We start from the raw sequence: 16,175 nt of genomic DNA, 5'->3' as shown, positions 1-16,175 counted from the left end.
ACTGATGTGAATGGATGCACTGCAACCGTGTCCCAAACTTTGACCGGTGCGGCAGGATTAAGTGTAGCGGTAAGCAGCTTTACCAACATTGCTTGCAATGGAGGAACTACCGGAGCTATCAGCATAACAACCACCGGAGGCACTACCCCTTACAGTTATTTATGGAACAATAGTTCAACGCTACAAGACCAAACAGGTCTTGCAGTTGGTACCTATACAGTCACGGTAACTGATGTGAATGGATGCACTGCAACCGTGTCCCAAACTTTGACCGGTGCGGCAGGATTAAGTGTAGCGGTAAGCAGCTTTACCAACATTGCGTGCAATGGAGGAACTACCGGAACAATCAGTATAACGACCACTGAGGCACTACCCTTACAGTTATTTATGAATGAATAGTTCAACGCTACAAGACCAAACTGGTCTTGCAGCCGGAACCTATACAGTCACGGTAACCGATGTAAATGGATGTACTGCAACCGTGTCACAAACCTTAACCGCTGCTGCAGTATTAAGTGTAGCGGTAAGCAGCTTTACCAACATTGCTTGCAATGGAGGAACTACCGGAACAATCAGCATAACGACCACCGGAGGCACTACCCCTTACAGTTATTTATGGAACAATAGTTCAACGCTACAAGACCAAACAGGTCTTGCAGTTGGAACCTATACAGTCACGGTAACTGATGTGAATGGATGTACTATAACAACCTCACAGATAATTTTATCCGTTTCGGGAGTTATAATTGATTTGGACAGTACTTCAAATCCGAACTGCCATGGTGCTTTGAACGGTTCAATATTTATTAGCGTTTCAGGTGGGACACCTCCATATTTGTTTACATGGAGTAATGGTAGCTCAACGGAGGATATTACAAATATTGGAGTTGGCCTATACCTAGTTACTGTATCAGATATCAATGGTTGTACAACAACACTTCAACAGTTGATTTCGCAGCCAGACTCTATAATTATACAACTTGACACATTAATTAACTCACCATGTTTTCAAGTAGGTTCTGCAAGTATTCAAATTTCAGTTTTAGGAGGCACTCCACCTTATAGTTATTTATGGTCAAATGGAGTAACCATGCAGGACATTTTTTCTTTGCTTAGTGGGAATTATTCAGTTACCGTGACCGATTCAATAGGATGTATTCAGGCCGTTTCGTATGTAGTTACTCAGCCGCCAAATTTAATTGGGGCAATAACTAATGTTAGTAATGTTAGCTGTAATGGGCAAAACAATGGCTCAATCAATGTTTTTGTTGGCGGAGGCGCTGGTGGGTATACCTATAACTGGAGCAATGGTGCAACCAACCAGAATTTAACGAACGTCTCTGCAGGAACCTATACATTGTCCATAAAAGATGTTAATAACTGTTCTGTGACAATTGATACAACTATTACAGAGCCATTATTTTTGCAGATTGATTTAATCAACAAAAATGATGTTACTTGCTACGGTGGTAGCAATGGCTCAATAACAATTCAGGTTTCCGGAGGCACATCACCATATTCTTATCTCTGGAGCAATGGAAACACTACATTAAGTATGACAGGTTTGATAGTTGGATTATATACCCTTTTGGTAACTGATGTAAATGGTTGCACAAAAAATTTTAGTGAATCAATCTTGCAAAACGATTCTTTGGTAGTTACATTCAACTCAACTTCTCCAATATGCAATCTATCTAATGGGAGTATTGGTGTAAATGTTAGTGGAGGAACTGCGCCATACACCTATTTATGGAGCACCGGTGGTACAAATGATACTGTTTCAAATGTTCCTGCTGGCTTATATACAGTCAGTATTTCAGACTTTGATGGTTGTTCAAAGTCAGCAACTGTTAGTTTAAGTAATATAAATGGCCCATCTATAGTTGTGGATTCAATAAATCAGCCCTTATGTAATGGGCCAAACAATGGTTCAATCTATATTACATGCACTAGCGGAACATTTCCTTATACTTTTCTATGGTCGGATGGATCGACCAATGAGGATTTGTTAAATGAACAAATTGGCATTTATACAGTAACAGTTACCGATGCTGCCGGATGCATTTCAATTCTTACAGACAGTATACAAATTGATGATAGTATTGAAGTGCAGTTTAATGTCACCAATGCACAGTGTAATCTGCAGAATGGATCTGTTTTAACCTCAGTTACCGGAGGGGTAGGCCCATACGGCTATTTGTGGTCGAGTGGTAGCACCAACTCGCAGTTGACGAATGTATTTGCTGGCACTTACACCTTAACTATTACAGATGTAAATGGATGTATTGCTATTGATTCAGTTCAAATAGGGAATGCAGGAAGTTTCAGTGTGCAAATGAATGTAATTCAAAATGCGCTATGCTATGGAGCAAATACTGGAGCCATAAGTTGTACTCCGGTTGGTGGTGTTGCCCCCTACAGTTTTTTATGGAGTAATGCAATTACCAATCAGAATGTGGTTAGTTTGGTGGCAGGTACCTATACAGTCACTGTGACCGATGCGCTAGGCTGCACAAGCTCTGCATCTGAAACCATAACTGAGCCAACGGAGATTATACTCAGTACTAGTTCTATAAATAGTTTGTGCGGGCAAGCAAACGGTAGTGCGAGTGTTCTGGCCGCGGGAGGAGTTGGCCCATACCAATATAACTGGTCCAACGGCAGTACGACTAACACCACGGGGCCTTCAGGAGCCGGCACTTATACTGTTACCGTTACAGACGCAATTAATTGCAGTGTATCATCCTCTGTAGTTATTTTAAACACCAATGGGCCGATTGCCCTGGTCACCGGATTTACAAATAATTCATGTAATAGCGACTCAAGTGGCTCTATAGTAATTTCAGTAAGTGGAGGTGCTCCGCCTTATAGTGTGATTTGGTCGAATGGTACAACTACATTAAATAATAATTTTATTCCTTCGGGAACGTATACTGCTACGGTGACAGATACGAATAATTGCTCATCTGTAGTTGTGCAAACAATTATACAGCCTGATTCAATAAATATTGTTACTTCAGTGAATCCTGCAATATGCACAAATGACAATGGCAGTATAACAGTATCTGCTTCCGGTGGTACAGGGTTATTGACTTTTTTATGGTCAACAGGAGCAAGCGTTCAAACGTTAAACGGTCTGTCTTCCGGAATCTATACGGTTACAGTAACAGACCAAAATTCTTGTACAAAAACCACATCAATTTCAGTAATCTATTTTCCTCCACCCAACCTGTCTATAGCTTCTTTTACAAATATTAGCTGTTATGGATTTAATAATGGTGTAATCAACATCAATGTAAGTTCCGGAACCCTACCTTATACCTATTTATGGAGCAACGGATCAACAGTAGCAAATCAAAGTAATTTAGCTCCAGGTAATTATTCGGTTGTTGTTACAGATTCTTTAGGCTGCAAGGATACTGCGACACAATTTTTGACTGAGCCCGATTCATTGTATTTATTGTTAGCAGGAACCAACTTAACCTGCGGCATTCAAAACGGATTAGTGAGCGTTACCGCGATTGGAGGTACACCATTATATACTTATTTATGGTCGAATAATAATACGAATGCCAGTCAGAACGGGCTTGCAGCAGGAACATATACTGTTACTGTTACTGATGCAAAAGGATGTACCAAGTCTGGATCACAAACGATTGTTGCGCTATCTACTCCCCAACTTGCTGTGCAGTCTCAAGTAAATGTCAGTTGCAATGGAGGTAACAATGGTTCAGTAACCGTCTCAGTTTCGGGCGGACAATTAGCGTATTCGTATCTTTGGTCTACAGGTGGCACCACTACCTCCCTAGCAGGTTTGATTGCAGGTAGCTATACTGTTACGGTAACAGACGCTAACGGATGCAAAGACACCTTAATTGTAAATATAACTCAGCCTGCAAATTTATCTGTAGTTCTGACAAAACTGAATGCAATTTGCGGTAGTAATAATGGGCAAATAACTACTAGTGTTAGCGGAGGGACAACCCCTTACAGTTTCTTATGGTCAAATACAGCTACAACATCTGCTATCAATAATTTGGCGGCTGGTACGTATACTGTAACGGTAACAGATAGCAACGGTTGCACTGTAATTTCTTCGGTTTCCTTGCAGCAAATAAATGGTCCGGTGGTAACTATTCAAAACATAGGAAGTCCATCCTGTAATGGAGGAAGCAACGGGTTTATCAATATTAATGCATCAGGTGCGGGCAATCTTAATTTTTTATGGAGTAATGCTGCGACTACCCAGAATATAAGCCTGATAACTTCAGGAACGTATACAGTAACGGTAACTGATACCAATGGATGCACAAGTACATTATCGCAATTGATTATTGAGCCTGCTCTAATTGATATATTAATTGCCAAGGTTGATGTAACGTGCAATGCTCCAAACGGGGTAGCCATCGCTTCAGCGAGCGGAGGAACCGGCAGCTTAGCCTATTTATGGAGCAACAGCAACACAACAAACACCATTACCGGACTATTGCCTGGAGTATATACGGTTACGGTAACTGACGGTAATTTATGTTCGAAAACAGCCTCGGTAACTATTATTTCCTTAGCAACCCCGGTAATAACTTTCGACTCAGTAAAACATGTTTCCTGTTTTGGAGGAAGTGATGGTTATGCTTCTGTTTTTGTAACCGGGGGAACATCACCCTATTCCTACTTATGGTCAAACGGAAGTACTACTTCAGTTGCCAATGGACTATTAGCAGGTTTGGTGCTTATTACAGTGACTGATGCAAGCAACTGTAGTGTTTACGAAGACACATTAATTATTGAACCTTTGCCGCTCAGTTTAGGAATGAACAGCACCCTTGTTTCATGTTTTGGCATAGATGGCACGGCCTCAGTTAATGTTTCGGGCGGAGTTTCACCCTATACGTATTTATGGAGCACCGGATCTACCTTGAATTCAATTGTAGGTCAAAATACTGGAACATATACTGTCACTGTGACTGATGGTAATGGATGTCTTAAGAGTGATACAGTGAATATTAGCAAGGCTCCAGATCCTGTTATAGCATTTAATTCGGTTACCGGCATTGGTTGTACAGGTAATCCTGTTGGTGCAATTGATATCCTTGTTACGGGTGGCATCTCTTTCACTTATTTGTGGAGCAATGCAGCTACTACGCAGGATTTAAGTGGTTTGCTGCCCGGCTTATATACTATAACCGTTACCAATAACTATGGATGCAGCTCTACTGACACCATAATCGTACCTGGATTTTATCCCATCTCTATATCTTCAAACATCACTAATGCAACATGTGAAAACCCGAATGGAAGCATTTCATCTATAGTGAGCGGTGGATCAGGTGCGTATTTTTATTTATGGAGTAACAACGCTACCACTTCTGCGATTTCTGGTTTACCTGCGGGAGTATATACGGTTACGGTTACAGACAATCAGCAATGTACTACCACAACCACATTTAATTTAATCAATCTTGCCTCTCCGGGTATTGTAATCGATTCGATAATTGAGCCCTTATGCGCTGGTGATTCCAATGCTGCCATTTATATTTCTGCTTTAGGTAATGGGTTGTTATCTTACCTCTGGTCGAATGGAAATACCTTGGAAGACTTAATAGGAGTGCCAGCCGGTACTTATACCATTGCCATTTCTGACTCTAATAATTGCCAAACAGATTCAACAATTATTATTTCGCAAACACTGGCAATGCAAATTCAATTCAGTGTTGTACCTGCAAATTGTGGACTTTCGAACGGAGCTATTTCAGCAGCCATCATAAATGGAAGTCAGCCTTACTCTTATTTGTGGAGTACTAGTTCAAGTAGTGATACTATTAGTTCGCTTAGTGCAGGATTATTTGCCCTAACAGTTACAGATATTAACGGATGCATCATTAGCGATACCGTTTCGGTTCCAAGTTTGAACAAGGTTTTATTTATAGTTGATTCAATAGTTCAGCCACTGTGCAACGGAGGGAGCGATGGAGGCGTATATCTAAATGTGCAAAGCTCATCTTTGTTTAGTTACTTGTGGACAGGCGGTGCAACTACAGAAGATTTGACCGGAGTAGCAGCGGGTCTATATACTCTTTCCATAACGGGTCCTAATGGCTGTAGTTTCGATACAACTTTCAATATTGGGCAACCTGCTGCGCTTAGCGCAGTATTTCAATTGGTAGCATCTGCATGCAGTTCGGCAACCGGATCAGCCACTATAAATGTTAGCGGAGGTACACAAGCTTATTCGTATAACTGGTCGAACGGAGCTACCATAAATAGTATTTCCGGAGTAGGGTCAGGCACTTATACATGCACCGTTACAGATTTAAATGGATGTGTGTTTGAAGATAGTATTGTGATTGGGTTGCTTTCCAATATACAAGTAGTGACCGATTCCATTATAAATGAAAAGTGTTATGGAGAATCCAATGGAGGCATCTATATCACTGCATTGAATGGAATTCCTTTGTATAACTATCAGTGGTCGAATGGGGCCACAAGCCAAAATATAACAACGTTACTTGCAGGAAATTATTCGGTATTAGTAACCGATTCGGCCGGCTGCAAAGATTCGGCAGTATTTAATATCACACAGCCCGATAGCATTTCCATTGCCTTACAATCAGTTGCTCCTGATTGTAACACTGCCAATGGATCAATAACTGCACAGTCTTCCGGAGGCACAGCAGGATATACATATCTTTGGGATAATGGAAATACGGATGCTGTCTTAAGTAACTTGGCGCAAGGTACCTATACAGTAACGGTTACTGATATAAACGGATGCAGTAAGTCGGTCTCTTTTAATTTGTTTGCGGTAGGAGCACCGGTTATTGCGGTAGACTCTGTTATAAATGTCGTGTGCGGAGGAAGTAATTCAGGCGCTATCTATATTACTGCATCAGGAAATCAGCCGTTCAGCTATGTATGGTCAAATGGATCAACACTTGACGATTTATCCGGAATAGCGGGAGGAACATATAGTGTTACGGTAACAGACTTTGCAGGGTGTACTTCATTAATTCAAATAAGCGTAAATGAAAACCCTGAGATTATTTTAACACCTGGTTCGATCAATGCCGCATGTGGAAGCAGCACTGGTGTTGCTTATGTGAGCGCTGCAGGAGGTATCACTCCATATTCCTACTTTTGGCCATTTGATAATAGCACCAACGATACGTTGTCAGGATTGCTTCCCGGATCATACGATGTTATCATTACTGATCAGCTTGGTTGCACCAAGCAGACCACTGTAAATGTTAGTAATGCAAATGCTCCGGTATTGAGCATTGATTCGATCAAACATGTTAGCTGTGCAGGTGGCGCTAATGGGGCAATATTTGTTTCAACTTCAGGAGGTACACAGCCTTATTCATATCTTTGGAATAATGGAAATACGAATGAAGATATATTAAATATTCCTGCTGGTGTCTATTCGTTGACCATTGTTGACGCATTGGGGTGCGTAATGATAATTTCGGATACAGTTTTTCAGCCGGATTCTATTCATCTTTCATTTACTAGTACCCCTGCCGGATGTGCTCTTCCTAACGGTTCAGCAACTGTAATAGTTAATGGAGGCGTACCAAATTATTCGTATCAGTGGAACGTATTCTCTGTTACTCAATCAATTAATGGAGTGCCTCCTGGAGTATATACAGTTACCATTACAGATAATAATTTATGCACTGCCAGTGCAAGTGTTGCAATTGCTACCACTCCGGCTCCTATAATTTCTAATGATAGTGTTACCGATTTGACCTGTTTCAATGCAGGAGATGGAGGCATTGATATTACAGTTAGTTCTGGTCAACAACCATATACATTTTTATGGAGTAATGGTGTTACCAGCGAAGACCTTACCAGCATAGCAGCCGGCACATATACCATAACCGTGACTGATGCCAACAATTGTACCTTGGTGCAGCAGTTTAATGTTAATGAGCCTACCGAAATACAGTTTACAGTGCAGGTGCAAAATTCACCTTGCAATACGGCCAATGGTTCAGCTAGTGTAATTAATTTATTTGGTGGGCAAGGCCCCTATACATTTTTATGGTCAACATCTGTTAACGACACATCCAGTTCTGTTTCAGGTTTGTTTGCCGGCAGTTATATTGTCACCGTTACAGACGCAAAAAATTGTTCCAAAACTGCCATTGTAAATGTTAGTAATACATCAGGCCCTGCTATTCAGCAAGACAGTATTCATATGGTTACTTGTATCGGTGGAGCCAACGCATATATTGCTGTAAGTGTTAGTGGCATTTCGCCCCCATTTACCACCTTGTGGAGTAATGGCAGTACCAATTATACCTTAAGTGGCTTAACTGCCGGAAGTTATGTATTGGAAGTGACTGATAATGCAGGATGTAAGACCATCGAGACAGTTATAATTACTGAGCCGAATGCAATGGTCATTAATTCACAAATTGCAATAAACAATCCCCCACTTTATAATATCAGTTGCAATGGAGCAAGTGATGGTAGTATTTCAATTAGCGTTTCCGGAGGCACATTTCCTTATAACTATTTATGGAGTATTGGGTCTACTTCATCATCAGTAAATGGCCTTGCTGCAGGAACATATACGGTAGTTGTTACAGATGCCAATAATTGCACGGCAACTGTTGTATTTAATTTAACCGAGCCCCCAGCATTAAGTTCAGATGCAGGTAGTAACATTGAAATTTGCGGAGTAGATTCTGTAGTTTTAGGTGCAGTTAATCCATCCTATGGATATGGATTTTGGGCTATTTTAAATGGAGGCGGCAATTTTGGTAATGTAACATCTAATACAAGTAATGTTTATAATCTTCCTCAGGGAATTAGTACCTATTTGTGGATTGTTGCTGACAGCAGCAGTTGTAAGGATACCTCGCAGGTTTTGGTCAATGTTTTGGATGGAGTAACAGCCATTGCAGGTACCGATCGGGAGATTTGCGAAAACGAAGTTTTGCTCAATGCAACTGCACCTCAATTCGGTTTTGGAGCATGGATTGTTTCGTCAGGTGGTGCTATTGTTTTTGACAGCACTAAATCGACCACACAAGCATTTCAATTAAATCAGGGGAATAATAGTTTTCAATGGATAGTAGTAAACGGAGCTTGCGTTGATACAGATGAAGTAAATATTTTTGTTAAGGATTCGATAGATTGCTTGTCTCCATTAGAGTTTCCAACCGGTTTTTCACCTAATGGTGATAATTTTAACGAGTATTATGTGATTAAAGGAGTTTTAGAGTATCCTGACAATATCCTGATTGTTTACAATCGTTGGGGTAATATTGTATATGAAAAGAAAAGCTACGCCAATGAGTGGCGCGGAACCAATCTTGATGGAGATATATTACCCGAAGGAACATATTATGTTACGATTAAAATTGCAGGTTTTAAGAAGTACTTCACAAATTTTGTAGATATAAGGAGGTAAAATGAGACAATTAATTGCAATAATAATTTTAGTGGTTTTATTTGTAAAAGTAAAGGCCCAGCAACATCCGTTATTTTCGCAGTATATATTTAATGGGCTCACTATTAATCCTGCCTATGCAGGGTCGCGGCCTTATATGACTTTAAACTCAATCACTCGCAAACAGTGGGTAGGTGTTGACCGCTCTCCATTTACGCAAAGTATTGCCTGGCATGGTCCTTTGAAAGATAAGAAGAGTGGATTAGGATTTGTTTTTAATCATGACCGCGCAGGTATTGTTTCGCAATCGGATGTTTACGGAAGTTATAGTTATCATATTTCATTGCCTCGGGGAAAATTTAGCATGGGTTTGAGTGGTGGCGCAAGTTTTATACGGTCGCAATTGAGTGATGCGGTAATTTGGGATGCGGGTGATGCCGTGTATAATGCCAACAGCATTAGTATTACCCTACCTAATTTTGGGGCAGGTGCATATTATTATCATGAGAAATATTATGCGGGGCTATCTGTACCTCAAATAATCAGCTATTATAACAGAACAAAAGGTGGCGATCAGGTGGCGGCAGCGCATAGGCCCACACCGCATTATTACCTTCACACGGGAATGGTAATAGAAGGCAAAAATGATATTGATTTTAAACCTTCGGTCTTGCTTAAGTATGTTAAAGCTGCTCCGGTTCAATATGATATTAATCTGAATTTATTGTTTAGTAAAATATTGTGGGTTGGGGCAGGGTATCGAAGTGGTGATGCCATAACCGTGTTGTTAGAGTATCAAACATCAAGACAATTAAGATTAGGATACTCATTTGACTATACATTGTCGCGCCTACAAAACACTACTTTTGGAAGTCATGAAATTTCCATTGGTTACGATTTTGGATATGATATATTAAAAATAAAAAACCCAAGATATTTTTAAAAGGAGGTTGCCCCGATTATGTTGATTAAAAAAATGCTTAGGAATGTACTGATTTTAATACTAGCTGTTGTATTTAGTAACTGTAACACTATACGATACCGGTCAGGAGTTTCTTACTATAATGAACTTGCTTATACAGATGCTATAAAGAAGTTTGAAAGAGTAAGTGATAAAAATAAATATCCTGACTTGATTTTTAAGTTAGGTGATTGCTATCGTTTGACCGGTAATAATAATAAGTCGATTGCAACCTATGGTAAGATAGTGACCTTAAAAAACTGTCAAGCCCAGCACAGACTCTATTATGCAGAATCTTTAATGAAAGCAGGGAGATATAAGGATGCTAAAAACTGGTTTGGCTCTTATCTGAGTAATACCAGTATGAATGATCCAAGAGCCAAAGAACTGCAGGCAGCATGCGATTCAATTATGTTGTACCACAAAGATTCGGAATTGTATATTATTAGTGAGGCTCCTTTTAATGCGACTAATGTCAATTCTTATAGTGCCGCATTTTACAAAGATGGCGTAGTGTTTGTAAGTGACCGACCTTCTGCCCAATCAAAAAATTATCGTTCGCCTTGGACAGGGCAAAAGTATTACGACCTATACGTTACCGAACCAGAAGATAAGGGTGTGTGGTCAATACCGGTACCTTTTGGTGATGAAATAAACACCCCCTATAATGAAGGGCCTTGTGTGTTTAATAAAGATTTTAGTATCATTTATTTTACCCGGAATAATTACGATAAAAACAAAATTTCGAAGAATAACAAAGACGAAAGTATCCTGAAGATTTACAAAGGAATACTCGATAATAATACATGGAAAACAACCGGAGAACTTTCATTTAATGCGACCACCTATTCTTCTTTTCATCCTGCTATGGCAAGCAATGGTCAAACCATGTATTTTGCAAGCGATATGCCCTGGGGATATGGAGGCACTGACATCTACCGTGTGCGTTTTATAAATGGGCGATGGTCGAAACCTGAAAATCTGGGAAGTCAGGTAAACAGCCTTGGCAATGAAGCATTTCCTTTTATAGTAGGTGACAGCATACTTTATTTTTCGAGTACAGGTCATGGTGGGTTGGGAGGCTTTGATATCTATAGTGCAGAACTTAAGGAAGACAAGTGGGCTTATACCTACAATCTTGGCCACCCTGTAAACAGCGCTGCCGATGATTTTGCAATCATTATAAATAAAAACAATGAAGGTTATTTTACTTCCAATAGGAATAGTAAAGTTGACAAGATTTATTCTATAAAAAAACTGCCGCCACAAATAAGTATTGCCGGCAAAGTTACCGGTTTTCCGGATGGTGAGATTATACCACAAGCTATTATTAGAATTTACAACAATGCCGGAATAGATACCACATTTGCAGCGGATGCCAAAGGGGAGTTTAAATACAAACTTGATTTGGAAATGAATTATAAAGTATATGTAGGTGATAAAAGCTATTACAGTGCAGAGTTTGATATTAGTACGTTAGGAAAAAAATCATCGGAGGTGTTGGATGTACCTGTGGCCCTTGATCATATTATTTTGAACAAGCCAAAAATTAATGGAAAAATAAGGTTCGAAACCAAGTCAACTATTTATAGAAAAACAACCAATCCCGCCTTGGACGATTTGGCAAACATGCTCAAGCAAAACCCTCAAATCAAAATACAAATTACTTCATATACCGATTCGCGAAGTGATGATAAATCTAACCTTAAACTTACCAATGAACGCGGAATAGCATTAAAAGAATCGCTTATGCGAAGAGGAATAAATGCTGCTCGAGTTGTAACCAAAGGAGAAGGTGAAAATAAAATAATCAACCATTGTAAGAATGGTATTATTTGCATAGATGAAGAGCATGAGGATAATAACCGTGTAGAGATAACTGTACTTTCATTTGAATAAAATGAAAAAAGCCCCCACAGGAGGCTTTTTTTTTGAAAGAAGGGTGAAAGATGGGGCTCGAACCCACGACCCTCAGAACCACAATCTGATGCTCTAACCAACTGAGCTACAATCACCATGTTTTTCGGGGTGCAAATCTAAAAAAAAACAAAAACAACTAGGCAAATTTATTTATCCACAGGTTAAATTTATTTAGCTTTTGGAACAATTGAAATGATACCTTCGCCATACTATTAATCAAAAAAAATTTATTAATTATGAAAAAATTATTTCTAAGCGCTTGCGTATTAGCCTTTGCTTATACACAAGTAAATGCGCAAGGTAATTGGCTAACTGCCGGTAATACACTTGGCGGTACCGAAAAATTGGGTAGCCTGAATTCTAAGCCTTTAAAATTAATTACTGCCAACAAAACCCGAATGACTATAATGGGCAATGGCAAGGTAGGAATTGGTGTGGCTGCGCCAAAGTCATCTCTTGAATTATTGGGAGGAAAGCTTGCTGCTGATACCTTTCCTGCATTTAGCGCTACTGTTGGATTTGTAGGAACTAAAGATGTTCAAGCTATTTACGCTTATTCAGAACCTGCAGCGGGCTACGGAATTGGTATGAATGCTGTTGGTGGATGGATAGGTGCCTACGGAACAGGCGGTTCTTATGGGGTTGTAGGGTTAAGTTCTGTATCGGGAGTAGGTGGCTTCGCCATAGCAGCTGATACAACCAATGCTAACAATCCTGTTGTAACCGGTGTGTTTGGCGAGTCTACACGTGGTCACTTTTCAATTGGAGTTGAAGGTCACGCAGAGCTTGGCTGGAGAAATTATGGTGTTTATGGATCAACCGATACACCTCCTGATACTGCAGGCTTGGATTATGCAGGAATAATGAATGGAGATATGTTTGCTGTACGTTATTATCAAGCTTCGGATGCACGAGTTAAGCAAAACATTACTCCTTATACAAGTGCTTTAAATCAATTGGCAGCTATTAAGCCATCGTCTTATGAGTATCGTCATGATGTGCCACTAAGTGCTCCAATGGGCCGTCACATTGGTTTGATTGCTGAAAATGTTGCGCAAACTTTTCCTGAGCTTGTAAAGTCTGTGGCCATTCCTCCTAAGGTTGACCGCAAGGGTAACGTGATTCGCGAAGCGTACGAGTTTGATGCTGTAAATTATATTGGGTTAATTCCAGTATTGGTTAGCGCTGTTAATCAACAACAAGAAGCAATCATAGCGAAAGATATGGCTCTTGAAGAAATGAAGGCAAAAATTGCTTTGATGGAAAAATCGATAGCGCAGCTTGTTCAGCAAAATAGCTTACGCAATGGAGTAGCAGGAGCGTCATTGGTAACTGTAAGCCCAAATCCTGCAAAAACTAATATCAATTTTGTAATGCAGTCTGATGTAGCAAATGCCACCCTTACTATTATCAGCGCTGAAGGCAAGGTAGTTTATTCTCAACAAATAAACAACCGCGCCATGAACGTAAGTACAGATGGTCTTGCCGATGGAACGTATATATACAGCGTTACATCTGGAACAACTATCATAGCCAATGGTACTGTATTAGTAACTAAGTAAACCCCGAAATCCTATAATAGTAATGCCTGCAATGTAAAAGTTGCAGGCATTTTTTATATCAAGCGTTTTGAAGAAAACGTAACCCAACAACCCGGCTATAAAAAATTATTCAGAACTAGTTTTTAAGTTTGACTTTTCAAATGCGATAGATTAGTTGTGGCTTACTTTGCAACACCATATACACATCATTTCCTATCCCAGTGATATTGCTCTCCCTCAGTTGAACAAATGCATTCCTGAATTGTCTTGAAATAGTAATGGGACACACAATGTGTTGTCAATAGATAACTACGTGGCTAATGACAGGACTGTATCTATCACCATATACGATCTAAGAAGCAGGACGCACTTACGACTTTTTTGGAATTGATTCCAAAAAAAACATAACTTTTGTAGAATACAATCCAAATATTGCGATTTTGTAGTCAACAACGCTAACGAACTAAGAGTCAAAAAAATGTGAACCTCTTACTTCAGAAACGAAAACTTCCCTTGCGATTCTAATCCGCGCGATACCAAACGATAAAAATAAATTCCACTGTTGGTTAGGGGCAGGTCAACACTCGATGATGAAAGTTGCGATTTGAAAACTTCTTTGCCTTGTGCATCATATACCTGTAAAAAAGATTCAGGGTCAGTGATGCAATTACTTTGTAAATTTAATTTAGTGCCACTAAGCCATAGTTTGCAAGGGTTGGTTTCATGTTCTTTTATTGATGTGATAATCACGGTAGCCGAAGGTGTACTGCAACCGTTACTATCTGCAATAATTACAAAATAATCTCCCGGTATTAGTGGTTGAAAACATTGGGTAGTTGATAAAATGGTAGATAAGCTAGAAGTCTCGTACCATGCGTAAGAATATGCAGGCGATGAGCACATTATGCTGCCATTAACAGTTACAATTGGCGCTGGTGGGCTTTGTAATTCAGCAATAAAATTTGGGAAAAACAAACTGTCGCAACCGCCAACATTACATACTTTGAGGCTTACATCAAACTGTCCATAGTTTGGATAATATATTCCATTAGGATTTTGCAACGTAGAAGAATTAGGTTGTGCACCAGTAAAATACCATTGCCATGAAGTAGGATTATTAGTTGACAAATCAAAAAAGTTGATGGATTGCTTTTCACAGAAGATGGTGTCGGATGATTGCAGATTTGCCGTTGGAATTGTAGCCGTAATTGGGAAAACATAATCTGGCACAAAATTGGGCAAACCGGATGCGCAAATATTTCCTGAAAAATAAACGGCATTGTCAATATAGCTGCAATTCAACGCAGCAGAATCGGGTTGGTCTATTACTCCAAGGGTATTGTTATCGCGGTGGGCAGCATAAATTTTAAAATCAGGGGCAATTTGTAAGGCAGAATAATAATAAGAATTGAGATTGGAATCCAAGGTAGTTCTACTATTCAATATTGCAACTTGTGAGCCGGCACTTAAGTCAAATTGAAATAATTTTGATGGAGGATTCATTCTGGTGCCATATAAATACTTTCCACTGGGCGAAAACTCTGCACCATAAGTGTATTCCATGTCGGGAGCTTGCAATATGATGTGATTGCTTGCAATACCTGTTTGATTATTAAAGTCTAAAATATCAAACGAGTTTTTGCCCACAATGCCAATGCAAGTTTATTGCCTTGTCTATTGGCTTTAAAATAACCTGCGCTCTGCCCAATATCTTGCCCATGAAACGGCCCGGCATTGCTTATCACAGGTGTCAAATTAAGTCCGGTAGAGTCGAGTAGGTAAGCATATATATCATCATCAATCCAGTCATTAATCATTATCCAATAATCCATATTATTTCCATGTTTTGTTGCACAAATTTTTTCAAAAACATTTGCTCTTATTGGCATGTTTGCAGTTACCACATCGCCAAGTGAGCCATTCAAATTCATGTCTACTATTGAATAATTAAAACCATCACCGGCACTTAATCCATCGTGATTATAATCCATTGTAAAAATATAATACAAATTATTTGCGCCAGGTTTTTTCACTATTACAGCACTTTGCGTTGACGATGTATGACCCAACAAATTAAATCCATTTGGCATATTATTGTGAGTAGCATCATATACATTTCTACCATCGGTATAAAAAAGTAAATTGCCAAGGCTATCACTCATAGAAGCCACACCTTCTAAACAATTGATAGCACCATTGGTAACAACACCAGGCGCACCAGAGCTAAAATCGATACCTGCGTTATACCCAAAATACCAATGCCAAGCTTGTTTTTGTGCAGTTGCAAATGGCATGTAAGTAGTCAGAAATAGTATTGCTACGATTAAATGTTTTACTTTTTTCATTTCTAATTTTT

General features: G+C 39.5%; 7 protein-coding genes and 1 tRNA gene. 5 read left to right on the top strand and 3 right to left on the bottom strand.

From position 1 onward, the window contains the following. The first annotated feature begins 6 nt into the window (after positions 1-6). From IPO27_00935 to IPO27_00920, 4 genes are read left to right on the top strand one after another with little or no spacing between them, the layout of a single operon-like run. On the top strand, positions 7-399 hold the full coding sequence (locus IPO27_00935) for a hypothetical protein (GenBank protein MBK8845175.1): 393 nt from the start codon (positions 7-9) through the stop codon (positions 397-399). Then, the gene (locus tag IPO27_00930) at positions 392-9,418 is read left to right on the top strand and encodes a gliding motility-associated C-terminal domain-containing protein (protein ID MBK8845174.1); all 9,027 of its coding nucleotides are present in this window, start codon (positions 392-394) and stop codon (positions 9,416-9,418) included. The genes IPO27_00935 and IPO27_00930 overlap by 8 nt, the downstream gene beginning before the upstream one ends. Before the next feature lies 1 nt (position 9,419). Next, positions 9,420-10,340 carry a type IX secretion system membrane protein PorP/SprF gene (locus IPO27_00925; protein MBK8845173.1) on the top strand — a complete coding sequence of 307 codons (921 nt, stop codon included), beginning with the start codon at positions 9,420-9,422 and terminating at the stop codon, positions 10,338-10,340. A gap of 33 nt (positions 10,341-10,373) precedes the next feature. Beyond that, positions 10,374-12,257, top strand: a complete 1,884-nt coding sequence (locus IPO27_00920; GenBank protein ID MBK8845172.1) for an OmpA family protein — start codon at positions 10,374-10,376, stop codon at positions 12,255-12,257. Positions 12,258-12,298: 41 nt separating this feature from the next. On the opposite strand, the gene IPO27_00915 is transcribed toward IPO27_00920, so the two are convergent. Continuing rightward, a tRNA-His gene (locus IPO27_00915) sits at positions 12,299-12,374 on the bottom strand. Between the two features lie 140 nt (positions 12,375-12,514). Here IPO27_00915 and IPO27_00910 point away from each other — a divergent pair. Continuing rightward, entirely contained in the window at positions 12,515-13,840 is a 1,326-nt protein-coding gene (locus IPO27_00910; GenBank protein ID MBK8845171.1) for a tail fiber domain-containing protein, read from the top strand. A 468-nt stretch (positions 13,841-14,308) separates the two neighbouring features. On the opposite strand, the gene IPO27_00905 is transcribed toward IPO27_00910, so the two are convergent. Both IPO27_00905 and IPO27_00900 read right to left on the bottom strand, forming a co-directional pair. Then, positions 14,309-15,466, bottom strand: coding sequence for a T9SS type A sorting domain-containing protein (locus IPO27_00905; GenBank protein ID MBK8845170.1), 1,158 nt, complete (start codon positions 15,464-15,466; stop codon positions 14,309-14,311). Continuing rightward, positions 15,439-16,164 (bottom strand): hypothetical protein, encoded by a 726-nt coding sequence (locus tag IPO27_00900; GenBank protein MBK8845169.1) that lies wholly within the window; start codon positions 16,162-16,164, stop codon positions 15,439-15,441. Before IPO27_00900 ends, IPO27_00905 begins: the two co-directional genes overlap by 28 nt. Positions 16,165-16,175 lie beyond the last annotated feature (11 nt).

This window comes from Bacteroidota bacterium (assembly GCA_016714535.1).
Taxonomy (GTDB): Bacteria; Bacteroidota; Bacteroidia; order AKYH767-A; family OLB10; genus JADKFV01.
The sequence above is the reverse complement of the archived record's forward strand: the minus strand, read 5'-3'. Positions and strand labels throughout refer to the sequence as shown.